Raw genomic sequence first — 24,191 nt, 5'->3', positions numbered from 1 at the left:
CTTTACCTCAACCGCGGTTGAGGTCGTAACAGTTCCATTTCCGAAACGACGAACAGACGGAAATGACAGGATGAGCACGACAAAGGATGGCCGCGACGCCGGACAATCCGGCCCGCATTCAGAAGCGGAGGGGCGTTGGGGCGAGCTGTTGCAACCCAACCATCTGGCGGCAACCGTGACGCTTTGCCTCGGTGTCGCGCTCTTTGCCTTCAACGAGTTCTTCATCTCGACCGCGCTGCCTACGGCGGTCGAGGAGTTTGGCGGAGCGGCACTGCTCTCCTGGGCGTTCACGCTCTATCTTGTCTTTGCGATCATCGGCGGTGCATTGGCGGCCAACCTCAAGGCGCGCTTCGGCGCCCGTAACACGCTGATCGCCGCAGCACTAATCTTCGTCTTTGGCACCGTGCTGGCAACGCTGGCAACGAGCATGCCGCAAGTCCTGGCCGGACGGTTGTTTCAGGGGTTGGGCGAGGGCGTCATCGCCGCCATTTGCTATGCGTTGATCCCTGAACTCTTTCCGCCGAGGCTCGTCCCGAAAGTCTTCGGCGCCGAAGCGATCGTCTGGGCAAGTGCGGCATTTAGTGGCCCGCTCATTTCAGGATTTCTCACCGAACATTGGTCGTGGCGCGCGGCGTTCTTCGTGAATATTCCCGCCGCCGCCATCTTCATCGCACTCGTCGTCGCCATCGTGCCGAGGCAGTCGACTTCAGTGCGCAGCGCACAATCTATTCCCCTTTTTCGGCTGATGGCATTCGGGCTCGGCATTTTGCTGATCTCGGTCTCGAACATGCTTCAGAACGGATTTGCCATGGCCGCCTTGCTGGTCGTGGCGATCGCTATTCTCATCAACACCGTCCACCTCGACCGTCGCTCCGAACATTCAATCCTGCCGCTTGGGGCCTTTGCGATCGGACGTCCGCTCGGCACCGGCCTCTGGATCATCCTGCTGATGCCGTTGGCGCAGGCTTCCGGTTCCGTCTACCTTGTCTATGGCCTGCAGCACCTGTGGGACTTCAGCCCAACGGCAGCCGGCTTTTCCAGCGCGTTGATGGCGATGTCGTGGAGCTTGACGGCGATCCTGGTTGCCAGCCTTCGCTCGCATGAAGCGCGTGTGCGACTGATCTCGGCGGGCCCCCTCCTACTTTGCCTCGGTCTCATCGGGCTAACTGTGGCGATCGCAACAGGCGAACCTCGGCTGGTCTTTGCAGGGCAGATTGCCATCGGAGCTGGTTTCGGCGTCTGCTGGGGCACACTCAGCCAATTGCTGATGGACGTTTCGCCAACGGCTGAAAGAGACAAAACATCGGCGCTGCTGCCGACGCTGCAATCGGCTGGCTATGCAATCGGTGCGGCCGTCTTCGGGCTGGCGGCCAACCTGCGTGGCTTCGATGAAGGTGCACGTGTGGCAGTCATGCGCGAGGCGCTGCTGGCGGTCTTCGTCATCGCTTGCGTGATTTCGGTCGCATCGCTGTTCTTCGGGATCAGGACCGTCCGGCTTGCGCGCAGCCGAAGGTCAGAGCGTTCAAAGGTCCGGACACGACGGCCCGTGGCGGTTGACTGATCACCAGGCCGTGGACAGGGCGACGACGGCTTCGACGGGGCGGCGCAACTTGCCCAGCCCGTGGCGACCGATCAGAGCGTCCTGTTCATGGCGACGGCCATCGGACGGCGCGATCACCGCCAGCAACGTGCCGTTTCCCGAGCGCACATGAACCTTCAGAGATCCGTAATCGGCATCGCGGCCAATCTTGTCGGCAATTCTCTGGCCGTAATACAACGCGGAACCTTCATCGAAATGGCTTATGCCATCCTCGTCGACAAAGCGCTCGTCGCCCCAATACAAATCGAAGAAGTAGACCTGCACGATGTTGCCCCGTCCCTTGCGCAGTGCCGGATGTTTCCGGCTTGGGAGCGCATGTGCACATCTAACCATCTGCCGACCGAATGCAGGCTGAACCTGGCATTCACGTGGCGTTCACAACCATGAAGGGGATATTGCGCGCTCGACGCGACTTCGACGGGAGCACATGTCGGCACGCGTGTTGACGCATTTCGGGGGGCTGTGTCCGGCCCATCGGCCAAAGGCCGGGACTGCGCGCATACAGACATGCGCGCAGTCGTTGTTCGATCAGGCCTTGAAGTAGCTCTGAAGCGGGCGAACCTCGAGGTTGCCGGCCTTCAGCGCCTTGATGGCGCGTGCTGCTGCCTCAGCGCCCGACATGGTGGTGTAGTAGGGCACCTTCTGCATCAGCGTTGCACGGCGAAGCGACTTGGAGTCCGAGATCGCCTTGTTGCCATCAGTGGTGTTGATGACGAGCTGGACCTGGCGGTTGCGGATCGCGTCCTCGACATGCGGACGGCCTTCCTGGACCTTGTTGACCTTGATCGCGGCAATGCCGTTTTCACCGAGGAACCGGGCGGTGCCGCCTGTCGCCATTACCTTGAAGCCGATATCGACGAGAATGCGGATTGCCGGCAGAACGCGGGTCTTGTCCTCGTCGCGGACCGATACGAACACCGTTCCGTCGCGCGGCAGGTCGACGCCAGCGCCGAGCTGCGACTTGGCGAAGGCCAGTGCGTAATCGGTGTCAAGGCCGATGACTTCACCGGTCGAGCGCATTTCCGGGCCGAGCAGCGTGTCGACACCGGGGAAGCGGGCAAACGGGAAGACCGCTTCCTTGACGGCAATGTGCTTCAGGTTGCGCGGATCCGGCTTTTCGCCATAGGCGGCAATCGCCGCATCCAGCGCTTCACCGGCCATGACGCGGGCGGCGATCTTGGCGATCGGCGCGCCGATGGTCTTGGCGACGAAGGGCACCGTGCGCGAGGCGCGCGGGTTGACTTCGAGCACGTAGATCGTGCCATCCTTGATCGCGAACTGGACGTTCATCAGGCCGCCGACATTGAGCGCCTTGGCCAACGCCGTCGTCTGGCGCTCCAGTTCATCGACCATCGCCGAGTCGAGCGTGTGAACCGGCAGGGAGCAGGCGCTGTCGCCGGAGTGAATGCCGGCTTCCTCGATGTGCTCCATGATGCCGGAGACAAACACGTCCTTGCCGTCGCAGAGGCAATCGACGTCCACTTCCGTGGCGTTGGTCAGGTAGCTGTCGAACAGCAGCGGGTTCTTGCCGAGCAGCGTGTTGATCTGACCGGTCTTGTCGTTCGGGTAGCGCTGCTTGATGTCTTCCGGAACGAGGCCCGGAACCGTATCGAGCAGGTAGGTCTGCAGCATGCTTTCCGAATGGATGATCTGCATCGCCCGGCCACCGAGAACGTAGGAAGGACGCACGACCAGCGGGAAGCCGATTTCGGCGGCAACGAGGCGCGCCTGCTCGACCGAGTAGGCGATGCCGTTGTTCGGCTGGTTGAGGTCGAGCTTCATCAGAAGCTTCTGGAAGCGGTCACGATCCTCGGCGAGGTCGATCATGTCGGGGGCGGTGCCTAGGATCGGGATGCCGTTCTTTTCCAGCGCTTCGGCCAGCTTCAGCGGCGTCTGGCCACCAAACTGCACGATGACACCGACCAGTTCACCTTTTTCCTGTTCGGCGCGCATGATCTCGATCACATCTTCTGCCGTGAGCGACTCGAAATAGAGACGGTCAGAGGTGTCGTAGTCGGTCGAAACAGTCTCGGGGTTGCAGTTGATCATGATCGCTTCATAACCGGCGTCCTTCAGGGCGAAGGCGGCATGGCAGCAGCAATAGTCGAACTCGATACCCTGACCGATGCGGTTCGGCCCGCCGCCGAGAATGACGACCTTCTTGCGGTCGGAGACATCGGCTTCGGAACGGGCAGCGCCAACGAAGGGCGTCTCGTAGGTCGAGTACATGTAGGCGGTCGGCGAGGCGAACTCGGCCGCGCAGGTATCGATGCGCTTGTAGACGGGCCGGACATTCAGCGCGTTGCGCAGTTCGGCCACTTCCTTAGGGCGCTTGCCGCCGAGGGTCGCAAGCCGGGCGTCGGAGAAGCCCATGGCCTTCAGCATGCGCAGGTTTTCCGCATCCTGCGGCAGACCGTGCTCGCGGACGCGCGCTTCCATGTCGACGATCGCCTTGAACTGGGCGATGAACCAAGGATCGATCTTGCTCGCCTCATGAACTTCGGCTTCGCTCATGCCGAGGCGCAGCGCCTGGGCGACCATGCGCAGACGGTCCGGGGTCGGTGTACCGATTGCGGCGCGAATGGCGTTGCGGCCATCGCCGTTCTCGTCCATGTCGGGAATTTCGATTTCGTCGAGACCGGTGAGGCCGGTCTCCATGCCGCGCAGTGCCTTCTGCAGCGATTCGGCAAATGTGCGGCCGATCGCCATGACTTCGCCGACCGACTTCATCGCGGTCGTGAGGACCGGCGAGGCGCCCGGGAATTTCTCGAAGGCAAAACGCGGGATCTTGGTAACGACGTAGTCGATCGAAGGCTCGAAGGATGCCGGCGTCGCACCGCCGGTGATGTCGTTTTCAAGCTCGTCCAGCGTGTAGCCGATCGCGAGCTTCGCCGCGATCTTGGCGATCGGGAAGCCCGTTGCCTTGGAGGCGAGCGCCGACGAGCGCGAAACGCGCGGGTTCATTTCGATGACGACCAGACGGCCGTCCTTCGGGTTGACGGCGAACTGCACGTTCGAGCCGCCGGTCTCAACGCCGATCTCGCGCAGAACCGCGATCGAGGCGTTGCGCATGATCTGGTATTCCTTGTCCGTCAGCGTCAGCGCCGGAGCAACGGTGATCGAATCGCCCGTGTGGACGCCCATCGGGTCGATGTTTTCGATCGAGCAGATGATGATGCAGTTGTCCGCGGTGTCGCGGACCACTTCCATCTCGTATTCCTTCCAGCCGAGAACCGATTCTTCGATCAGCACTTCTGTGGTCGGCGAGGCATCTAGGCCGCTGCCGACGATGTCGAAGAATTCGGTGCGGTTGTAGGCGATGCCGCCGCCGGTGCCGCCGAGCGTGAAGGACGGGCGGATGATGGCCGGTAGGCCGACGTCATCAAGCGCCTGCGCGGCGATCGCCATCGCGTGGTTCATGTAGCGCTGCTTGCGGTCGCCTTCGCCGAGGTTCCACTGGTTTTCCAGTTCGTCGAGCGCCTTGTCGAGATCCGGGCCGGAAAGGCGGCTCTTCAGTTCGGCGCGCTCGGCCTCGTGAACCTTGCGGTCGTGATCCTTGATGTCGGTGGCGTTGGCGAGCCGCGACTTCGGCGTCTCAAGACCGATCTTCGCCATCGCCTCGCGGAAGAGCGCGCGGTCTTCCGCCTTGTCGATCGCATCCGGCTTGGCGCCGATCATCTCGACATTGTAGCGGTCGAGAACGCCCATGCGGCGCAGCGACAGGGCGGTGTTGAGCGCGGTCTGGCCGCCCATGGTCGGCAACAGCGCGTCGGGGCGCTCCTTGGCGATGATCTTTGCGACGACTTCTGGTGTGATCGGCTCGACGTAGGTCGCGTCCGCCAGGCCCGGGTCGGTCATGATCGTTGCCGGGTTGGAGTTGACGAGGATGACGCGGTAGCCTTCCTCCTTCAGCGCCTTGCAGGCCTGTGTCCCGGAATAATCGAATTCGCATGCCTGACCGATGACGATCGGCCCCGCGCCGATGATGAGGATCGATTTGATATCTTGGCGCTTCGGCATGGTCGGTCATCCGTTTCTAGCTGCGCGAAAAACCGGCCAAGGTGGGAGGTCACCGGCCGGGCACGCATTGATGGTCTTTTCAGGCTAGAAGCGGCTTATAGGCAAATGTATCCGCAAGCGAAACCCCGAAAATTCCGGAATCGACAGGAAACCCGACATATTTCGGCATCCGCTTTCGCAAGGGGTTAGATGGCCGCCTGAAAGCCGTATCGAAAGCATCAAGCCTGGTCCGGCACCACCAGAACCTTGACCTCGCCAGCAGCAGGCGGATGTGCAATGACGCTGACCGCCTCATCGAGCGAGACACGCCGCGAGATCAACTTGTCGATCTCGATTGCCCCCGAGGCGACGAGGTCCGCGGCGCGGCGGTGAACGAACGGATTGATGAAGGATCCAAGCACGCGCAGCTCCCTGAAGAGAATGTCGAACGGCTCGATTTCCACCTTCTCCCCCTGCGGCATGACGCCGAGAATGACGACGGTGCCGCCCGATCTGGCGAGCCGCGTCGACTGGCGCACGGTCTCGGCAACACCCGCGCATTCGATCACCACATCGACGCCGCCGGGCACAAGGCCTGCCGGACCGGCAATGGCTTCGATGATGTCGCTCGCGGAGGGATCGACGGTCGCCGTTGCGCCAACGTCTTCGGCGAGCCTGCGTTTGACCGCCTGCCGCGTTGAGAGGATAACGGTCGTCGCACCCGCCAACCGCGCAAGCTGCACCGTCAGAAGGCCGATCACCCCACCGCCGAGAACGACGACGGACGATCCGGCACGGATGCCGGAGAGATCGATGCCATGCAGGCAGCAGGCGAGGGGCTCGCAGAAAGCGCCATGCACCGGATCGAGACTGAGCGGGATTTCATGCGCCTGTCTTCGCGGAACGATCACATAATCGGCAAAGCCGCCGTCGCGGTGGATACCGATCGCGCGCAAGGCGTGACAAAGGTTGACCCGCCCGGTACGGCATTGCGGGCAACGACCACAGGAAATGTTCGGGTCGCCGGTGATGCGCGCGCCGATGGCGATATCGCTCACATCCTTGCCGATCGCTTCGACGATACCACAGAATTCGTGGCCGAGCGTGACAGGCGGCATCGACGGAAACTCGCCATGCAGGAGGTGCCTGTCCGTACCGCAGATGCCGCAAGCTTCGACGCGGACGAGCAGGTCACCGGGGCCGGGCGAGGGCGTGTCCACCTCGCGCACGAAAAGGTCGCCGATAGCCTCCAGCCGCAACGCCTTCATGACCATGCCTCCCTCGCCAGTTTCCCTGGAGCGAATAGGATCGTCAAAGCGGGACACGGTCAAGGACCCGATCAGCAGCCGGTCAACCCCACCGTTGCCGCACGGCCGCGGCATAGGTGCGACTGACCGGCACCTCGGTTCCGTCCCCGAGCTGGATCGTCATGCGGCCTTTATCCCGTACGAGCCGCGCGACGTGCGCGTCCGCCACCCAGTGGGAACGGTGCACCTGCAAGCCCTGGACCGGACCGAGTTCACCGAGCGCATCGGCGAAGCGCAACAGAATGAGTTCGCGCCCAGCGGTAGTCGTGACTTCCGTGTAGTGGTCGCTGACCGTCAGATGTAGCGGCACGCCGCGATTGGCGTGTTTCAGCCGCAACAGCAGCGGTACCTGGCCCGTATTCTCCTGGAACGTCGTCGGCCCAATGGAAGCCTGATGCCCACGCGTGTCGGGCGTCGCTGCAAAGGTGCCGGTGTCGTCCAACTCCGACGCGGCGTCCCGATTCATTGTCATCCAGGTCAAGGCACAGAAAGAGAGCGACAGGAGCAGGCCGGTGGCGATGTCAGTGAGAACACCTGCCGCAGTTGGTCCAACAGAAAAGGTCACCGAACCGATTGCGGTGGTCACGAGACCGATCGGAATGCTGGCGACGGCAGCACCGATCATCATGCGAACGAAGCCGGAGGGGACCCTTTCGCTCAGGATGCCATTGGCAAACACAGCCGAAACGATGGCGATCGCCCAGGTGAGGGCGTGCAACACCAGCCAGAACCCGAGACGCGGTACCTGGGCAAGGCGCTCAGCGGTGCCGTATGGCCCCGTGACCCAGAAGATCAGCACAACTGCTGCAAAGGTTGCCCAGAGGCGCGGCGCCTTCAGGACAAGATGCAGTTCACGAAGCGTGGATTGCAGAAATGGGCGTTTCACGAAGTTTTCCGTCAGTTCCAGTCAAAGCATTTGAATGCAGCAAGGAGACTGCCGCACGTTCGGGGAAATCAACAGCATAGAAATCCGCGATGACATTTGCACCCCTTCTCCACGCACCGTTCGCAGTCCAGTTGCACGTCGCGACCGTCATTCCGGCGGCGATCCTTGGCGCTTTTCTGCTTGCCCGTCCGAAAGGCACGCGCTGGCACAGGCTGCTCGGCAAGATCTGGATCGCACTCATGGTCGTGACCGCATCCTCCACCTTCTTCATTCATGAAATCAAACTGATTGGCGGTTTCAGCCCCATTCACCTGCTGTCGATTTACGTGCTCTTTGGAAGCTGGCAAGCGATTGCGGCTGCCCGGCGGCACGACATCGCCGCGCATCGCGGCCATGTCGCCGGCATGTATCTCGGCGGCATCGTCGTTGCCGGCCTCTTTACGCTGCTGCCGGGACGGCTGATGCATGCAAGCCTGTTTTCGGGGCTTTCGAACTGGCAGGCAACAGCGGCGGCAGTGGTGTTGGCCGCGTTTCTGGTGACCGCAACCGCCCTGGCGATCCGACAGGGCCACCTTTTTGGTGTCGGCAAGTCCTCGAAAAGATTGGCATGATCGCAACCTTGCGGGCCCGATTGCGTTTTACAACTGCATTCGGCCCGACATATAAATGATCTGACCGATATTGCGTATCGACCCACGCCGGGAGGACAGATCATGGAATGGAAAGGCCGCCGCCAATCCGGAAACGTTGAAGACCAGCGCGGGGCAAGCCCCGGAGGCGGTCTGGGCGGTAATCCATTCGGTCGGGGTGGCGGGTTTCGCATGCCCGGAGGGGGCGGAGGCATGCGTGGCGCCGGCGGCGGCATGAGCTTTGGCACCATCATCTTCCTCGTCGTGCTCTACTTCATCCTGAGGGCCATGGGCATTGATATGCTGCAAGTCCTGGGCGGCGGCGGCCCGGTCGCGCAACCGGGCTTTGAGCAGAGCGACGGTTCGCCCGCACCGCGTGGATCGGCGCAGGAAGAAGAGATGAAAGCCTTCATGTCGACGGTGCTGGCCGAAACCGAGGACACCTGGAACGGCATCTTCCAGGCGAGCGGCGAACAATATCAGGAGCCGAAGATGGTGCTGTTCAGCGGCTCCGTACGCTCGGCTTGCGGCTTCGCCTCTGCGGCATCCGGCCCGTTCTATTGCCCCGGTGACCGCAAGGTCTATCTCGACATGAGCTTCTTCGACGAGCTTGAACAGAAGTTCGGCGCGTCCGGCGACTTCGCGCAGGCCTATGTCGTTGCCCACGAAGTCGGTCACCATGTGCAAAACTTGATCGGCGTGCTGCCGAAGTTCAATCAGATGCGCCAGTCGATGAGCGAGACCGAAGCCAACCAGATGTCGGTACGCGTCGAGCTTCAAGCCGATTGCTTCGCCGGAGTCTGGGGCAAGTACACGCAACAGAAGGGTCTGCTGGAACAAGGCGACCTGGAAGAGGCGCTGAATGCCGCCACCCAGATCGGCGACGACACGCTGCAGAAACGCATGCAGGGCTATGTCGTTCCGGAAAGCTTCAACCATGGCACATCAGAACAACGCATGCGCTGGTTCAAGCGCGGCTTCGACAGTGGCAAGATGTCCGCCTGCGACACATTCTCCGGTCAGGTCTGATCCAGAGACTGCATAACCAAAGATCAGAAGGGGTCGGCTCATTCTGCCGGCCCCTTTTGTCGTTTTTACTTTAGTGGCGCTCACCAAACAGGTCGCGCCGGCGTGCATCGACGCGAAGCACGACACAGTCGGGCCTGCCTTTCCGAGTGAAACCTGCTCCATACTCATTCTGCTTCGAGGGGCACGCTTTGCATCCGTGTTCTTTCCCCTGCCGACGCCGCTTCGAGCTTTCGTCGACTTTCTCAAGGCGGAGCAACGGACACCGTTGCCCAGACGGGCCGCGTTTCCGCAGAGCAATGGATCAACGAACGCGATCGTTTCCATAAAAAACTTTGAGATGTTCACGTATTGTTTCGATTGAAATCATGCGTTACACCTAAATTGGTAACGTTGTTCACGTTCTGTCTCCGCGCTGGCGACGGATAGCGCGGGGAGAGTTTGATGCTCGACGAGAAGTTCGTGCGACGTGGCCTGTTCCTCGTCTTCCTCATCCTGTTTCTCGACATCATCGGTATCGCGATCATCGTGCCGGTGCTGCCAACCTATCTGGAGGAACTGACCGGCGCCAATGTGAGCGATGCGGCCATCGACGGCGGGTGGCTGCTGCTGGTCTACGCTGCGATGCAGTTCCTCTTTGCGCCCTTCATGGGCAATCTCAGCGACCGTTTTGGGCGCCGGCCAATCCTGCTTGCCTCGGTGCTCACCTTCGCCATCGACAATCTGATCTGCGCGCTAGCGACCAGCTACTGGATGTTGTTCGTCGGCCGCGTTCTCGCCGGCATCAGCGGCGCTAGCTTCGGCACTGCCTCAGCCTACATTGCCGACATCAGCAACGATGGAAACCGCGCCAAGAATTTCGGCCTGATCGGCATCGCGTTCGGATCCGGCTTTGCGTTGGGGCCCGTCATTGGTGGGCTGCTGGGCGAACTGGGACCGCGCGTACCGTTCTATGGTGCCGCGGCCCTATCTTTCATCAACTTCGTGCTGGGTGTTTTCCTGCTGCCGGAAACGCTGGACAGGGCGAACCGTCGCCGCTTCGAATGGAAGCGCGCCAATCCGCTCGGTGCGCTCCGGCAGATGCGCAACTATCCCGGCATCGGCTGGGTCGGGCTGGTCTTCTTCCTGTTCTGGATGGCGCATGCAGTCTATCCGTCCGTCTGGTCGTTCGTCTCTTCCTACCGGTACGGTTGGAGCGAGGGCGAAATCGGTCTTTCGCTCGGCATCTTCGGTATCGGTGGCGCCCTGGTGATGGCGTTCGTGCTGCCGCGCGTCGTGCCACGGCTCGGCGAATGGAGAACGGCCGTCCTTGGCCTGACTTTCACGGCACTCGGTGCCGTCGGCTATGCCGCTGCATGGCAGGGATGGATGATCTATGCCGTGATTATCGCCACCGCACTCGAGAGCCTCGCCGATCCGCCTCTGCGCAGCATCGCCGCAGGTCATGTGCCTCCGTCGGCCCAAGGCGAGCTGCAGGGCGCGCTCACCAGCATCGGCAGCATCACGACGATCATCGGCCCGCTGATCTTCACCCAGATCTTTGCCTATTTCACAGCGCCAACCGCCAAAATCACTTTCGCCGGTGCACCCTATGCACTTGCCAGTTGTTTCGTGGTGGGCGCGCTCCTTGTCTTCTGGTTCAAGGTACCGAAGCGGCTCGCCGTTGCGGCCGAAGATGTCGAGCCTGCGGAGCCGTCGGTAGAACCGCGCTATGCCGACCACGGCGCCATGCACCGAAATTGATCAATTTTCTTGATCCTTCGATGAAAAATTGAGCAGCCGAAGCTTTGTCACTGGTTCTTTCGACGTCCGTGTTCTATTTCCGTCATCCTTCCCTCCGTTCTGACCTGCGGTATCTCGGCCGCGTCGACATTCAGGAATCCGTCATGCTGACCGCCAATGCGAGCCCGACCCCGGTGCAAACCGACAATTCATGGCGCACCCATTATCGGGCAAGCCTCTATCTCGGCGTACCCTTCATCGGCGCACAGCTGGCACAACTTGCGATCAACACGACCGACGTGTTGATGGTGGGCAAGCTCGGTGCCACCCAGCTCGCCGCGATCATTCTGGCAACGCAGATGTACTTCACCGTCTACATCTTCGGCAGCGGCTTCGCCAACGCCGTGGTGCCGATGGCTGCGCAAGCACAGGGCAGGGGCGACAAGGTTTCGGTCCGCCGCTCCGTGCGCATGGGGCTCTGGGTTGTGCTTTGTTACGGCGTACTGACGGCGCCGGTACTCTGGCTTGCCGAGCCGATCCTGCTGCTTGCCGGCCAGCAGCCGGAGGTGGCGGCCCTTGCCGCCGAGTATCTGCACATTGCACAATGGGCGATCTTCCCGGGGCTGATCTTCATGGTGCTGCGTGCGTTCCTGAGCGGCCTGGAGCGGGCAGGGATCATTCTCTATGTCACCCTGGCAACGCTCGTCCTCAATGCAGCCCTTTGCTACGTACTGATCTACGGCCATTTCGGCTTCCCGCAACTGGGCATCTTCGGTGCAGCCGTCGCCGCCCTTGGCGTGGCGGTCCTCGGCACGGTGCTGACGGTCGCCTATATCAAGAGCAAACCGGAACTGAACCAGTATGAGCTGTTCGTGCGTTTCTGGCGCCCGGACTGGCCGGCGTTCAGGGAAGTGGTTTATCTCGGAATACCGATCTCGCTGACCATACTTGCTGAAGTCAGCCTGTTCACCGTCGCCTCGTTGTTGATGGGGACAATCGGTACGATCGAACTAGCCGCGCATGGCATCGCGCTGCAGTTCGCATCGCTCGCCTTCATGATCCCGCTTGGAATTGCCCAGGCGGCAACAGTGCGCGTCGGCCTTTCCTACGGCCGCGGCGACATGCTCGGCGTCCGGCGCGCAGCGATTTCGGCACTGGTGCTCGGATCCGTCTTCGCGACCATCGGCAGCGCGATCTTCGCACTCTTCCCAAGCCAGCTGGCAGCACTTTACCTGGACACCAGCAGGCCGGATGCAGCCCAGGTGTTAGCCTTTGCCGCTCCGCTCATCGTGATTGCCGGCGCATTCCAGCTGGTCGACGGGTTGCAGGCGATTGCCGCCGGCATGCTTCGCGGCCTCAAGGACACAAAGGTGCCGATGATCCTGGCGATGATTTCCTACTGGCCGATCGGTTTCGTTTGCGCCTGGGCCTTCGCGTTTCCGCTCAACTTCGGCGGAACAGGCGTCTGGTTCGGCTTCGTGCTCGGCCTTGCCGCCGCAGCGCTGCTCCTGAACTGGCGGTTCTTCCGCATGATCCGGACGCACAAGGTGTCGGCGGCTTAGGCAGCTTCAAATCCCGGACAAAGAAAAAGCCGGACGGGCAGGGGATGCCGTCCGGCTTTAGAAAGCGACCGCTTCAGGGGAAGAATGGCGGGCGCTCATTTTGAAACTTCTGGAGGAAAGTTTCTGCAGATTACTAAACGTTGAAGCCGCCGGTCTCGCTGGAGCCCAGTCGATCGCGCTGGAGGTCGCGTATCGTGCGGGCAAAGTCGACGAGAAAGACGAAACTGATTACCGCCGCGGCGGTCATAAAGACTGTCGCCATAACATTTTACCTTTAGCCGAAGATCTTACGGTTGCCTGAACGGTCGCGCTGCTCACGGGATTCGTCCCGGAGTGCATGTATCGTCGCAAAGATCATTGCGAAAAACATCGTCATCGAAAACAGAGCAAGTCCCATAGCCGTCATCCTTTCAGGTGCTAAACGGCAGTATCTTCAAAAAGGTTCCGTTCTTTCTTGCTTCACATTACAGTCTGCGATGTGAAACGCTCTTGAACATGGCATTCATCTAGCATTCATTTCTTTGGTGCCGCTGTTTCCCAGGGAACAGGGTTGCTCCCCTGCACAACTCTTGCGATCCGTCGCCGTCCGTGACAAAAGGCTTCACCAAACGGAAACAGGTGCGATGACGACGGCATTCTACCCCGGCTCTTTCGATCCGATGACGAACGGGCATCTCGACGTACTTGTGCAGGCGCTGAACGTGGCGCGCAAAGTTATCGTGGCGATCGGTATCCATCCGGGCAAGGCACCGCTCTTTTCGTTCGACCAGCGCGCGGACCTTATTCGCGAGTCGCTGCTCGAATTTCTGCCCGAGCGCGCCGCCGACATCCATGTTGTCTCCTTCGACAACCTCGTGGTCGATGCCGCGCGGCAAAGCGGCGCAAAGCTGCTTGTGCGTGGTCTTCGCGACGGCACGGACCTCGACTACGAGATGCAGATGGCGGGCATGAATCGTCAAATGGCGCCTGACGTTCAGACCCTGTTTCTGCCGGCAGGCACCGCATCGCGGCCCATTACGGCCACATTGGTCCGCCAGATCGCGGCCATGGGCGGTGACGTCAGCGCGTTCGTGCCCAAAGCGGTCCACGCGGCGCTGCAGGCCAAACGCAAGGCCTAGAGCCGCCACACTCCATTCACCACTCAGGGAGAAACCATGAAAATCCTCCACCTCGCTTTCGCCGGTGCCCTCACGCTTGCTTCCTTTGCGGGAACCGCATTTGCGCAGTCGGCTGACAACTTCCTCACCATCACGTTGAAGGACGGCCCTGTCGTCGTCGAGCTTCGCCCTGATATCGCACCTAAGCACGTCGAACAGATCAAGGCGCTGGCAACCGCCGGCGAATACAACAACGTCGCCTTCCACCGCGTCATCAAGGGCTTCATGGCGCAGACCGGCGACGTGCAGTACGGCGACATGGAAGAGGGCTTCCAGCCGCAGGCTGCTGGCACGGGCGGCTCCTCCAAGCCGGACCTGCCGGCCGAATTCTCGGACGTCCCGTTCGAGCGCGGCACGGTCGGCATGGCGCGTTCGCAGGATCCCAACAGCGCCAACTCGCAGTTCTTCATCATGTTTGCCCCGGGCGACTTCCTCAACGGCCAATACACGGTCGTCGGCAAGGTCGTCTCCGGCATGGAGAACGTCGACAAGATCAAACTCGGCGACGATGCCAACAACGGCTCCGTCACCGATCCCGACCGCATGATCAGCGTCAAGGTCGGCAAGTAAAGTTAAACACAAGGAGAAAACCCATGGCCGAGATCAAAGATCCGGAAAACACCATCATCATGGAGACCACCAAGGGCCAGGTCATCATCGAGCTTCGGCCTGATGTGGCTCCGGGTCATGTCGCCCGAATCAAGGAACTGGCACGCGAAGGCGCCTATGACGGCGTGGTGTTTCACCGCGTGATCGAGGACTTCATGGCACAGACCGGCGACGTCCAGTACGGCAAAACCGGCGGAGAGCACTTCAACCCATCGCGCGCCGGCATGGGCGGCTCGTCCAAGCCGGACCTGAACGCCGAATTCTCGAACGTCAGCCACATCCGCGGCACGTGCTCGATGGCTCGCAGCCAGGCGCCCAACTCGGCCAATTCGCAGTTCTTCATCTGCTTCACCGATGCCCCGTGGCTGAACAAGCAGTACTCCGTCTGGGGCCAGGTCATTGAGGGCATGGACAACATCGACAAGATCAAGCGCGGCGAGCCGGTGCGTGATCCCGATACCATCGTGTCCCTGCGGGTTGCCGCCGACGCCTGATTTGGGCTAATGCACAAACCCGTCCCGGCCGCGCCTGATGGCCCCGGGGCGGGTTTTGCTTTTTTCTTTCAGAAACGATCATGCGCGTAGACCTGTTCGACTTTGACCTTCCGGATACCTCCATTGCGCTCAGGCCCGTCAGCCCGCGCGACAGCGCCCGCATGCTCGTCGTCGACCCCAAGGCGCCGCAATGCCTGACGGATCACGGCGTCCTTGACCTGCCTTCTTTCCTGCGTCCTGGCGACGCGTTGGTGTTCAACGACACCAAGGTCATCCCGGCGCAGCTCGAAGGCATTCGCCGTCGCGGCGAGGAGATCACGACGCCGGTCTCGCTGACGCTGCACATGCGGGTCGCTCCCGACCGCTGGAAGGCTTTCGCTCGGCCGGCGCGCCGCCTTAAAGTTGGCGACCGCGTCGCCTTTGGCCATGGCGGTAACAGTTGCATGCTCGGCACGCTCGACGCGACCGTCGAGGATAAGGGCGACGCTGGCGAAGTCACGCTGCGCTTCGATCTCTCCGGGCCGCTGCTCGACGAAGCGATCATGGCATCCGGCCACATTCCGCTGCCGCCTTACATCGCCTCGAAGCGCGCCGAGGATGCGCAGGATCGTACCGACTACCAGACTGTTTATGCCCGCGAGGAGGGCGCCGTTGCTGCGCCGACAGCCGGCTTGCATTTCACCGAGCGGCTGTTCGCGAAACTGAAAGACCTCGGCATCGAGCGCCATTTCGTGACCCTGCATGTCGGAGCAGGGACATTCCTGCCCGTCAAGGCAGACGATACCGACGATCACGTGATGCACCAGGAAATCGGCCACGTCGACGCGGCAACCGCGGAGCGCCTCAATGCCGTCAAGGCGAGGGGTGGCAGGATCGTCTGCGTCGGCACGACGTCGCTGCGGCTGATCGAAAGTGCTGCCGACGAAAACGGCACGATCCATCCCTGGTCCGGGCCGACAGGTATCTTCATCACGCCCGGCTACCGCTTCCGCGCTGTCGATATGCTGATGACCAATTTCCATCTGCCGAAATCGACGCTGTTCATGCTGGTTTCGGCCTTCTGCGGCCTGGCGACGATGCGAGCAGCCTATGCCCATGCGATCGAGACCGGCTACCGCTTCTATTCCTATGGCGATTCCAGCCTGCTTTTCCGGAAAGACTAGATGACCGAAACCTTCCAGTTCAAGCTGCACGCAACCGACGGCAAGGCGCGCCGCGGCGAGGTTTCCATGCCGCGCGGAACGATCCGCACGCCCGCCTTCATGCCGGTTGGCACCGTCGGCACGGTCAAGGCGATGTATCTCGACCAGGTCAAGGATCTCGGCGCCGACATCATCCTCGGCAACACCTACCACCTGATGCTGCGCCCCGGCGCCGAACGGGTGGCGCGACTTGGCGGCCTGCACAATCTCATCCGCTGGCAAGGCCCGATCCTCACCGACAGCGGCGGTTTCCAGGTGATGTCGCTTGCCGGCCTGCGCAAGCTCGATGAGCAGGGCGTTACCTTCAAGAGCCATGTCGACGGCGCACTCTTCCACATGTCGCCGGAACGGTCGATCGAGATTCAAGGCTTGCTCGACAGCGATATCCAGATGCAGCTCGACGAGTGCGTGGCGCTGCCGGCCGAGCCCAAGGAAATCGAGCGAGCGATGGAAATGTCGCTGCGCTGGGCCGAGCGCTGCAAGGTCGCCTTCGGCGACCAGCCGGGCAAGGCGATGTTCGGCATCGTTCAGGGTGGCGACATTCCTGAATTGCGCGTGCGTTCGGCAGAAGCTCTCAAGGGGCTGGACCTCAAGGGTTATGCCGTTGGCGGGCTTGCGGTCGGCGAACCGCAGGAGGTGATGCTGAGAATGCTCGACATCACATGCCCCGAGCTGCCGGTGGAAAAGCCGCGTTATCTCATGGGCGTCGGCACCCCCGACGATATCCTGAGATCGGTCGCCCAAGGCATCGACATGTTCGACTGCGTCATGCCGACCAGATCCGGACGCCACGGCCTGGCATTTACCCGCCATGGTCGCATAAATCTGCGCAACGCCCGCCACGCCGAGGACATGCGGCCGCTGGACGAACAATCGTCTTGCCCTGCGACGCGCGACTATTCGCGCGCCTATCTGCATCACCTGATCCGCTCGAACGAATCGCTCGGCGGCATGCTGCTCAGCTGGAACAATCTGGCCTATTACCAGGAACTGATGGCGGGCATTCGGCTGGCGATCGAAGAGGGCCGCTTTGCCGACTTCATGGCCGAGACCCAGGAAACCTGGCGGCGAGGGGACCTAGCCCCTCTTTGAGGCCCCGGACAGTTCAGATCTCCGGCCCTGGCACCGCCTGCAGCATCATCACGCCATTGATCTTGTAGCTGCCGTCAGGCTGCTTCATCAGCTGGTAGACCGCCGTCCAGTCCTTGCCGTCGGGTGCCGAGATCAGCACCTCCTGAATGACCTGGTCGCCCACCACCTTGGAGCGACCGAAGGCAAAATTGCCCGGTCGATAGACCGGCTGGTAACCGCGCCTGACCATGTCGAAAAACACGGTCTTGTCAGGGAACTTGCCGCGTATCGCCGGCGAAGCGAAGGAGTAGGCGGCGTCGGCATCGTCATTCAGGAAAGCCGCGATCTGATCCTGGATGATCGAACGCGCCGTATCGACAGGTTCGTCGGCCCGGCACAAGCCCGCACTTGCTAGTTGCACTGCGACACCGAGGGCAATGGCAAATGTCCTGATCATGATCGATCTCCGCCAGACGTTTTCTGCCGACCTCAGAAAGCATAGGACGTTTGTGGGCTCTGGAAATGGGGCGAACGGCCGCCAATTGCATTTCCATTTGATCTCTAGGGTCCCAAACCACGCCCATTCAATGTGTTAGTTCATGCTTTCATACAAACGACTTTAAACATCATAACTTGGTGATATTCGCAATTGAGCCTCGCGAGCACGTTACGGCGATCACGATCGATGCCGCGGCCGGCCGCGCGTTCTGAAATCATCCGGTTCGTCACGCGCAAGCGAACGCAATCCATAGCTGCTATCACTCCTGCTTCCTGTGGCTGCTCCGGGACCTGAGATCCGTCTTCACTGCCAGCTTGCGGAGACGTCTTTGGGTTTCTGATCAATTCACACCGAGATGTGCTCGTCCCCAAAATTCCGGCTCCGCCTTCAGCGGACTTGCGCATGGGCGGCAAGGGAGATGGGGCTTGTCAAACTCGGCGTCGCGCCTCGTCGCCGAGTACTGCTGAGCGGGACTGGGAAACGTACCGTGCCAGCTTTCCCGCAGGTCACATTCCGGCCCCGCCAGCGATGATGTTACCGTGAATCTCGCTTCGCCTGGGCGACCGCACCGGCCTTTCTCAGCCGTCCTCGTTCCATGGGCCGCATGAGGCTTTTGCGCCTCGAACTTTCTATGGATTGCATTCCTTCCAGCGCATGACGCGAATTGTACGTTTCATCCCGTCCTGTCTCTGATGTCTGCTTGGCCGCAAGCGCCGCGCGCATGTTGGAGACCAACTCGGCTTTTCCGCGCATTTTACGACGCCTTGCATGCTCTCCGTTGAGCCGGCGCATGCTCATGGCCAGTATTTCGAGCTTGGCCCTTGTGCCGATGTCCTTTCGAGTGGGTTCCACGCCTTTCGGGGCGGACTTCCCTCGGATCTCACGTCGTTGGCGATGAGCTTCGGCTTGTGATCTGTCGCGCCTTTCGCGCACTTGCTTCACGAGCTTCAGCAGATCTTCGTCGGAAACGCCCTGTATCGCGGGATGGTGTGATTGGCGCACCAGATGCCACTCGTCCTCAGTGAGCAGGCGCTCCTCTTGTTTTCGCGAAATTGCCATTCAAAATACTCCTCCCAGTTGTCTTCCCAAATGAATGAGTTCACTCGTCGCCGCCAAAAAAGGCGATGTGCGCTGAGATTGCTGAAGCAATTCTGGTATTGCATAGGAAACGTGAGGTAGTTTGTCTGGAGTTAGCCGTATCGGCGTCCGGATGTTGATCTCAAGTCCTAGGAGATGCAAGTCTGAGCGTTGGGACGAGGGGCTTCGAAGAGATACTCCGGACGAGAGGATGGCCATATTTGGAGAGCATGCCGTTCTGGACATCTCTTCCGGAAAGTAAGATGCTCGGGGCGGCGTCGGTTTCTCCCACCGAACGCCGAGATTTCGAGCATATTTTTACGACGAAAATCCATTGGTCCAATATTGGTAACCTGGAGTGGAGGCCGCGCTTTGCAGATGACGAGGAAGGTAATCTGGCTCATTATGCTCGCGGCTTTTGGCAGTCCGGCAGCATCCCAAACTCACGACACGGCCGATATCGAGCTTAGGGTGGGAAGCTATCTAGCGGGGACGCAGCCTGTTTCCTGCGATGACGGCAAGCGTTATCTTGAGGACCTGGGTCTTCGAGAGGTCGAAACTGTAAGCTGCCAAAATCAGGTCTACACATATAGATTTGTCAGAGCTGGCGCTCGTTACGAGATCCTGATCGATGGTAGCGATGGGCGCGTGATCCGCCGAACATCGTTTTAGGGTGATCGTCTCTGCCGGATTGCGTCCCGCCGGCCATGACGCGGCCGAGGTCTTGGGCGGTGCTTCGGCAGATGCCGCCGAGCTTGATCGTATGCCGATCCGCAATCTCCCAGGCATCGTTCAGCCCCGTGGAGAGTGACATTCCAACTTTGCAGGATCAGGACATTCTAACTTTGCGGCTACATACAAATATCAGATAAGATAGATTATGGAACATAGCGATGAACCAGAATGCTGGTTTTCGGGCATATTGCACCCACTCTTGGCTTGACCCAACCGTTGCCGACTGATTAGTCGTTCATCACGAAACCTCGTTTTGCAAGGCCCTATGCGATGAGCGAATTGCGCGTTCTTTCAGATGCTTTCATTCCGGAACTGCCAAACCGCTACAATGGCAAGGTGCGTGAAAACTATGATCTTCCCGGTGGCGAGCGCATCATCATCGCAACAGACCGGCTCAGCGCCTTCGACATCATCCTGACGTCCATTCCGCACAAGGGCCATGTGCTGACGCAGACAGCACGCTACTGGTTCGAAGAAACGGCCGACATCTGCCCGAACCATGTGATCAGTTATCCTGACCCGAATGTCGTCATCGGCAAGCGGCTCGATATCCTGCCGGTCGAAATCGTCGTGCGCGGCTATCTCGCCGGAACCACCAGCACCTCCATTCTGACGAAGTACCGCAACGGCGAACGTGACATGTACGGTATCCGTCTGCCTGACGGTCTGCGCGACAATCAGAAACTTCCGCAGGCGATCATAACGCCGACCAGCAAGGCTTTCGACGGCGGCCATGATGAGCCGCTTTCCACAGACGAGATTCTCGAGCAAGGCCTGCTGACGAGAGAGCAACTCGATACCGTATGGAGCTACGCGCTCTCGCTGTTTGCCCGCGGCCAGGCGCGTGCCGCCGAGCGCGGCCTCATCCTGGTCGACACAAAGTATGAATTCGGCACCGACAAGGATGGCACCATCATCCTCGCCGACGAGATCCATACGCCCGACAGTAGCCGGTACTGGATCGCCGACAGCTATCAGCAGAGCTTTGAAGCCGGCGAACGGCCGAAGAGTTTCGACAAGGATTTCGTACGCGCCTGGGTGACCGAGCGCTGCGACCCCTACAAGGATCCCGTTCCGGCAATCCCCCAGGAACTCGTCGAGCAGACATCCGCCGTCTACATCGAAGCCTACGAGAAGATCACCGGACGGACGTTCGTTCCGAACCTATCGGGCGGCACGGTACTGGAGCGCATTCGCAAGAACCTGACGCCCTATTTTTCGAAGTAAGTCGATATATTAGAAATTTCGAACGCAGCGAAATTCAGGCGTCGCCGAGTACCGTGACGTCAACCTCAAACTCGAGCCGCATCAAGTCATATGCCGGCTCCACATGGTCAGGCGTTTCGCCATGGACGGTGTCGTAATCGAGCGGCACATGCATATGCGTCAGCACGGCGCGCTTCGGGCGAAGCCGCTCGATCCAGCCGAGCGACTGCACCAGCGACAGGTGGCTCGGGTGAAACTTGTACTGCAGCGTATCGAGCACCAGAAGGTCCAGGTCAGCCAGCCGGCCGACCGTTTCCGGCGGAAAGTCGCTGACGTCGCTGCAATAGGCAAAATTGCCGACACGAAATCCGAGCGAATGAGTATTGCCGTGAAACTGCATCAGCGGCTGAAAGGCGATCGGCCCGCCGGCTCCGCTGATGACGACCGGCGACAGATCGTCAGTGATAATGTGGCCGTCTACGATCGGCGGGTAGCCGCTTCCAGGCGGCGATTCCAGGCAATAATGAAACCCTTCGCGGATCCGGCCCATCGTAAAGGCATCGGCCCAGATCGGTATGCGCTTCTTGTTTTCAATGACAAAACCGCGCAAGTCATCGATCCCGTGCAGATGATCCGCATGCGAATGCGTGTAGAGCACAGCGTCGATGTGGCGGATGTTGGTCGCAACCATCTGGGCTCGAAAATCAGGACCGGTGTCTACGACCACGGTCGTCTTGCCACCATCCGGCGCGATCTGTTCGACCAGCAAGGCGGCTCGCATGCGACGGTTCTTCGGATTGCCGGGATCGCAGGCACCCCAGTCACCGGTGATGCGCGGCACGCCGGGCGAAGAACCGCAGCCGAGAATGGTGAAGGCGCGCCTGAATGCCACCTTAGAGCCTCGGCATCTTGGAGAAGATGCGGAATGCGTTTTCGGTCGTGAGCGCCGCAACTTCGTCCTTTGACACGCCGATCGTATCGGCCAGCACCTCGGCGGTGTGCGCCACATAAGCCGGCTCGTTGCGCTTGCCGCGAAACGGCTTAGGCGCAAGGTAAGGCGCGTCGGTTTCGACGATCATCCTGTCATGCGGAACCGTCTTGGCAATCTCGCGCAACTCCTCCGATTTCGGAAACGTCAGGATACCAGAGAACGAGACATAGCCGCCGAGCTCGACGCCGATGCGCGCCAGCTCCGGCCCGGAGGAAAAGCAGTGCAGAAGGAAGGGGAATGCGCCCTTCTCCGTCTCCTCGGTCAGGATCGCCGCCATATCGTCGTCTGCCGAGCGGCTGTGGATGACGAGCGGCAGCCCGGTTTCGCGTGCCGCCGCTATGTGCCGGCGCAGACCTTCGACTTGCGCGTCGCTCGGCGCGTTGTCGTAGAAGTAGTCGAGACCCGCCTCGCCGATCGCCACCACCTTCGGATGCGCCGAAAGCCGGACGAGATCGTGCGCGGTAATATCGAGCTCCTCATCAGCATTGTGCGGGTGCGTGCCGACGGAACAGAAGACGTTCGGATAGGCTTCGGCGATCGCAATGATCGTATCGAAGCGCTTCACGCGGGTGGAGATCGTGATCATCTGGCCGACGCCGGCCGCGCGCGCACGCTCGATGATGGCGTCGCGCTCGGCCTCGAAGTCGGGGAAATCCAGATGGCAATGGGTATCGATAAGCATGCCGATCGTGCCTTATTGCGCTTCCGGCGCGACGTAACGCGGGAAGACCGGCTTCGGCGCTTCGAGCGGCGTGCCGGAGACGAGGCGGCCCGCCTCGCCCAATGCCGCAAAATCGCGCTTGTCGGCCGGGGCCGCCACGAGATCGAGCAGCTTCCCGGAGGATTCCGGCATGAACGGCTGCAGGAGGATGGCGATCTGGCGCACAACCTCTGCGGTGACATAGAGCACGGTTGCCATCCGCGCCGGATCGGTCTTCTTCAACGCCCAGGGTTCCTGGCCGGCGAAGTAACGATCGGTCTCCGAAACCACGGCAATGATTGCCGCAAGCGCGCGGTGGATCATCTGCTTGCCCATTTCGTCTCGGGTAATCTCGAGCAGAGCGTCGGCGGCCGCCAACATCGCCTTGTCTTCGTCGGTCAACGCACCGCAGACCGGAATCTGGCCATCGCAGTTCTTGACGATCATCGACAGCGAACGGCTCGCCAGGTTGCCGATGCCATTGGCCAGGTCGGAGTTGATGCGGGTGGCGATCCCCTCCTCGCTGTAGCTTCCGTCCTGGCCGAAGGAAACCTCGCGCAGGAAGAAGTAGCGGATCTGGTCGAGGCCGAAATGCTCGACGAGGTTGAAGGGATCGACGACGTTGCCGAGCGACTTCGACATCTTCTCGCCCTTGTTGAGCAGGAAGCCGTGCGCGAAAACGCGCTTGGGCAGCGGCAGGCCGGCCGACATCAGGAAAGCGGGCCAATAGACCGCGTGGAAGCGGATGATATCCTTGCCGATGATATGAATGTTCGCGGGCCAGAATTTCGCACGCGGCCCCTGCGGGTTGTCGAGATAGCCGGTCGCGGTGATGTAGTTGGTCAGTGCGTCGACCCAGACATACATGACGTGGCTGGGATCGTTCGGCACCTTGATGCCCCAATCGAAGGTGGTGCGCGAAACCGACAGATCCTTGAGGCCTGATTTCACGAAGGAGATCACCTCGTTGCGGCGCTCGGCCGGACCGATGAAATCCGGGTTATCTTCATAGAGCTTCAGCAGCTTGTCCTGGTATTCCGACAGCTTGAAGAAATAGCTCTGCTCCTCGACCCATTCGACCGGCGTGCCCTGCGGACCATAGCGCACGCCATCGGCGCGCAACTCCGTCTCGTTCTCCTGGTAGTAGGCTTCGTCACGCACCGAGTACCAGCCGGCATAGGAATCCTTGTAGAGGTCGCCCGCCTCCCCCATCCGGACCCATATGTCCTGCGACGCCTCGTGGTGGCGCTTCTCGGTAGTGCGGATGAAATCGTCATTCGATGCGTTGAGGAGCACCGCCATCTTCTGGAATTCCGAGGAGTTCCGATCGGCAAGCTCCTGTGGCGTCACCCCTTCGCGGCGCGCCGTCTGCTGCATCTTCTGACCGTGTTCGTCCGTGCCCGTCAGAAAGAAGACATCCCGTCCGTCCAGGCGCTGATAGCGCGCCATTGCATCCGTGGCGATCAACTCATAGGCGTGGCCGATATGCGGCTTGCCGTTCGGGTAGGAAATCGCGGTGGTGATGTAAAAGGGGGACGTGTCTCTCATAGGCGGATTCAATCTATCTCGGATGAAGCTACCGACGCTCTTAGCGCATACGCCGCAAGGAAGGAACCGGGAGATGGGAGAAAAGCCCGCATGGAAAGCAATGGCCGGACGCCACGCCTGCTTGTGCCGACGCGAACGAAACAATAGAACAAAACAGAAACAAACATAAAG

General features: G+C 60.8%; 22 protein-coding genes. 11 read left to right on the top strand and 11 right to left on the bottom strand.

Annotated elements, in window-relative coordinates:
• Positions 1-70 precede the first annotated feature (70 nt).
• Complete coding sequence (locus AC1Q80_RS07815) at positions 71-1,561, top strand: MFS transporter (protein WP_492360077.1); 1,491 nt, start codon at positions 71-73, stop codon at positions 1,559-1,561.
• Here AC1Q80_RS07815 and AC1Q80_RS07810 read toward each other — a convergent pair whose 3' ends face one another.
• The 4 genes from AC1Q80_RS07810 to AC1Q80_RS07795 form a co-directional block, all read right to left on the bottom strand.
• The gene (locus AC1Q80_RS07810; RefSeq protein ID WP_492360076.1) at positions 1,562-1,864 is read right to left on the bottom strand and encodes a hypothetical protein; all 303 of its coding nucleotides are present in this window, start codon (positions 1,862-1,864) and stop codon (positions 1,562-1,564) included. It lies immediately after the preceding gene.
• A gap of 264 nt (positions 1,865-2,128) precedes the next feature.
• Positions 2,129-5,620: a carbamoyl-phosphate synthase large subunit gene (gene carB, locus AC1Q80_RS07805; RefSeq protein WP_492360075.1), complete on the bottom strand. Its 3,492-nt coding sequence runs from the start codon at positions 5,618-5,620 to the stop codon at positions 2,129-2,131.
• 218 nt (positions 5,621-5,838) lie between these two features.
• Positions 5,839-6,867: a zinc-dependent alcohol dehydrogenase family protein gene (locus AC1Q80_RS07800; RefSeq protein WP_492360074.1), complete on the bottom strand. Its 1,029-nt coding sequence runs from the start codon at positions 6,865-6,867 to the stop codon at positions 5,839-5,841.
• An 82-nt stretch (positions 6,868-6,949) separates the two neighbouring features.
• Positions 6,950-7,792: a LytTR family DNA-binding domain-containing protein gene (locus AC1Q80_RS07795; protein ID WP_492360073.1), complete on the bottom strand. Its 843-nt coding sequence runs from the start codon at positions 7,790-7,792 to the stop codon at positions 6,950-6,952.
• 89 nt (positions 7,793-7,881) lie between these two features.
• Between AC1Q80_RS07795 and AC1Q80_RS07790 the strand changes: the two genes are divergently transcribed.
• From AC1Q80_RS07790 to AC1Q80_RS07775, 4 genes are all read left to right on the top strand, one after another.
• Positions 7,882-8,403, top strand: coding sequence for a DUF2306 domain-containing protein (locus tag AC1Q80_RS07790; RefSeq protein WP_492360072.1), 522 nt, complete (start codon positions 7,882-7,884; stop codon positions 8,401-8,403).
• Positions 8,404-8,505: 102 nt separating this feature from the next.
• Positions 8,506-9,450: a KPN_02809 family neutral zinc metallopeptidase gene (ypfJ, locus tag AC1Q80_RS07785; protein ID WP_173419990.1), complete on the top strand. Its 945-nt coding sequence runs from the start codon at positions 8,506-8,508 to the stop codon at positions 9,448-9,450.
• 441 nt (positions 9,451-9,891) lie between these two features.
• Positions 9,892-11,190 (top strand): TCR/Tet family MFS transporter, encoded by a 1,299-nt coding sequence (locus AC1Q80_RS07780; protein ID WP_209791777.1) that lies wholly within the window; start codon positions 9,892-9,894, stop codon positions 11,188-11,190.
• Between the two features lie 143 nt (positions 11,191-11,333).
• Complete coding sequence (locus AC1Q80_RS07775; RefSeq protein ID WP_173419988.1) at positions 11,334-12,731, top strand: MATE family efflux transporter; 1,398 nt, start codon at positions 11,334-11,336, stop codon at positions 12,729-12,731.
• Positions 12,732-12,864: 133 nt separating this feature from the next.
• Here AC1Q80_RS07775 and AC1Q80_RS07770 read toward each other — a convergent pair whose 3' ends face one another.
• Positions 12,865-12,993, bottom strand: coding sequence for a hypothetical protein (locus AC1Q80_RS07770; RefSeq protein ID WP_277996356.1), 129 nt, complete (start codon positions 12,991-12,993; stop codon positions 12,865-12,867).
• A gap of 361 nt (positions 12,994-13,354) precedes the next feature.
• Here AC1Q80_RS07770 and coaD point away from each other — a divergent pair, with 361 nt between their 5' ends.
• The 5 genes from coaD to tgt all read left to right on the top strand — a co-directional run bounded on the left by coaD (position 13,355) and on the right by tgt (position 17,285).
• Complete coding sequence (gene coaD, locus AC1Q80_RS07765) at positions 13,355-13,849, top strand: pantetheine-phosphate adenylyltransferase (RefSeq protein WP_492360071.1); 495 nt, start codon at positions 13,355-13,357, stop codon at positions 13,847-13,849.
• A gap of 36 nt (positions 13,850-13,885) precedes the next feature.
• A complete protein-coding gene (locus tag AC1Q80_RS07760; RefSeq protein WP_115420257.1) occupies positions 13,886-14,458 on the top strand; it encodes a peptidylprolyl isomerase in 573 nt (190 codons plus the stop codon).
• A 23-nt stretch (positions 14,459-14,481) separates the two neighbouring features.
• The gene (locus AC1Q80_RS07755; RefSeq protein ID WP_173419986.1) at positions 14,482-14,991 is read left to right on the top strand and encodes a peptidylprolyl isomerase; all 510 of its coding nucleotides are present in this window, start codon (positions 14,482-14,484) and stop codon (positions 14,989-14,991) included.
• Positions 14,992-15,071: 80 nt separating this feature from the next.
• Positions 15,072-16,154, top strand: a complete 1,083-nt coding sequence (queA, locus tag AC1Q80_RS07750) for a tRNA preQ1(34) S-adenosylmethionine ribosyltransferase-isomerase QueA (RefSeq protein WP_492360070.1) — start codon at positions 15,072-15,074, stop codon at positions 16,152-16,154.
• Positions 16,155-17,285, top strand: coding sequence for a tRNA guanosine(34) transglycosylase Tgt (gene tgt / locus AC1Q80_RS07745; protein WP_173419984.1), 1,131 nt, complete (start codon positions 16,155-16,157; stop codon positions 17,283-17,285). It abuts the gene before it with no gap.
• Between the two features lie 13 nt (positions 17,286-17,298).
• On the opposite strand, the gene AC1Q80_RS07740 is transcribed toward tgt, so the two are convergent.
• The 3 genes from AC1Q80_RS07740 to AC1Q80_RS07730 all read right to left on the bottom strand — a co-directional run bounded on the left by AC1Q80_RS07740 (position 17,299) and on the right by AC1Q80_RS07730 (position 19,654).
• On the bottom strand, positions 17,299-17,721 hold the full coding sequence (locus tag AC1Q80_RS07740; RefSeq protein ID WP_492360069.1) for a DUF4864 domain-containing protein: 423 nt from the start codon (positions 17,719-17,721) through the stop codon (positions 17,299-17,301).
• Between the two features lie 576 nt (positions 17,722-18,297).
• Positions 18,298-18,822 carry a hypothetical protein gene (locus AC1Q80_RS07735; protein WP_492360068.1) on the bottom strand — a complete coding sequence of 175 codons (525 nt, stop codon included), beginning with the start codon at positions 18,820-18,822 and terminating at the stop codon, positions 18,298-18,300.
• A 616-nt stretch (positions 18,823-19,438) separates the two neighbouring features.
• Positions 19,439-19,654 (bottom strand): hypothetical protein, encoded by a 216-nt coding sequence (locus tag AC1Q80_RS07730; protein WP_173419981.1) that lies wholly within the window; start codon positions 19,652-19,654, stop codon positions 19,439-19,441.
• A gap of 200 nt (positions 19,655-19,854) precedes the next feature.
• Between AC1Q80_RS07730 and AC1Q80_RS07725 the strand changes: the two genes are divergently transcribed.
• Complete coding sequence (locus AC1Q80_RS07725; protein ID WP_209792442.1) at positions 19,855-20,802, top strand: phosphoribosylaminoimidazolesuccinocarboxamide synthase; 948 nt, start codon at positions 19,855-19,857, stop codon at positions 20,800-20,802.
• Positions 20,803-20,836: 34 nt separating this feature from the next.
• Here the strand turns inward: AC1Q80_RS07725 and AC1Q80_RS07720 are convergent, their stop codons facing one another.
• From AC1Q80_RS07720 to metG, 3 genes are read right to left on the bottom strand one after another with little or no spacing between them, the layout of a single operon-like run.
• Positions 20,837-21,673 (bottom strand): MBL fold metallo-hydrolase, encoded by an 837-nt coding sequence (locus tag AC1Q80_RS07720; protein ID WP_492360067.1) that lies wholly within the window; start codon positions 21,671-21,673, stop codon positions 20,837-20,839.
• 1 nt (position 21,674) lies between these two features.
• Entirely contained in the window at positions 21,675-22,454 is a 780-nt protein-coding gene (locus AC1Q80_RS07715; protein WP_492360066.1) for a TatD family hydrolase, read from the bottom strand.
• A 12-nt stretch (positions 22,455-22,466) separates the two neighbouring features.
• Complete coding sequence (gene metG / locus AC1Q80_RS07710) at positions 22,467-24,020, bottom strand: methionine--tRNA ligase (RefSeq protein WP_492360065.1); 1,554 nt, start codon at positions 24,018-24,020, stop codon at positions 22,467-22,469.
• Between the last annotated feature and the right edge of the window lie 171 nt (positions 24,021-24,191).

Source organism: Ensifer sp. GW823-FHT05D09 (genome assembly GCF_058795755.1).
Note: the sequence above shows the minus strand (reverse complement) of the source record. Positions and strands in the feature narration are given on the sequence as shown.

Coding starts and splice junctions, on each gene's coding strand:
- AC1Q80_RS07815 (WP_492360077.1), top strand. CDS start 71: ATGAGCACGACAAAGGATGGCCGCGACGCCGGACAATCCGGCCCGCAT.
- carB (WP_492360075.1), bottom strand. CDS start 5,620: ATGCCGAAGCGCCAAGATATCAAATCGATCCTCATCATCGGCGCGGGG.
- AC1Q80_RS07800 (WP_492360074.1), bottom strand. CDS start 6,867: ATGAAGGCGTTGCGGCTGGAGGCTATCGGCGACCTTTTCGTGCGCGAG.
- AC1Q80_RS07790 (WP_492360072.1), top strand. CDS start 7,882: ATGACATTTGCACCCCTTCTCCACGCACCGTTCGCAGTCCAGTTGCAC.
- ypfJ (WP_173419990.1), top strand. CDS start 8,506: ATGGAATGGAAAGGCCGCCGCCAATCCGGAAACGTTGAAGACCAGCGC.
- AC1Q80_RS07780 (WP_209791777.1), top strand. CDS start 9,892: ATGCTCGACGAGAAGTTCGTGCGACGTGGCCTGTTCCTCGTCTTCCTC.
- AC1Q80_RS07775 (WP_173419988.1), top strand. CDS start 11,334: ATGCTGACCGCCAATGCGAGCCCGACCCCGGTGCAAACCGACAATTCA.
- AC1Q80_RS07770 (WP_277996356.1), bottom strand. CDS start 12,993: ATGGCGACAGTCTTTATGACCGCCGCGGCGGTAATCAGTTTCGTCTTT.
- coaD (WP_492360071.1), top strand. CDS start 13,355: ATGACGACGGCATTCTACCCCGGCTCTTTCGATCCGATGACGAACGGG.
- AC1Q80_RS07760 (WP_115420257.1), top strand. CDS start 13,886: ATGAAAATCCTCCACCTCGCTTTCGCCGGTGCCCTCACGCTTGCTTCC.
- AC1Q80_RS07755 (WP_173419986.1), top strand. CDS start 14,482: ATGGCCGAGATCAAAGATCCGGAAAACACCATCATCATGGAGACCACC.
- queA (WP_492360070.1), top strand. CDS start 15,072: ATGCGCGTAGACCTGTTCGACTTTGACCTTCCGGATACCTCCATTGCG.
- tgt (WP_173419984.1), top strand. CDS start 16,155: ATGACCGAAACCTTCCAGTTCAAGCTGCACGCAACCGACGGCAAGGCG.
- AC1Q80_RS07740 (WP_492360069.1), bottom strand. CDS start 17,721: ATGATCAGGACATTTGCCATTGCCCTCGGTGTCGCAGTGCAACTAGCA.
- AC1Q80_RS07735 (WP_492360068.1), bottom strand. CDS start 18,822: ATGGCAATTTCGCGAAAACAAGAGGAGCGCCTGCTCACTGAGGACGAG.
- AC1Q80_RS07730 (WP_173419981.1), bottom strand. CDS start 19,654: ATGTCACTCTCCACGGGGCTGAACGATGCCTGGGAGATTGCGGATCGG.
- AC1Q80_RS07715 (WP_492360066.1), bottom strand. CDS start 22,454: ATGCTTATCGATACCCATTGCCATCTGGATTTCCCCGACTTCGAGGCC.
- metG (WP_492360065.1), bottom strand. CDS start 24,020: ATGAGAGACACGTCCCCCTTTTACATCACCACCGCGATTTCCTACCCG.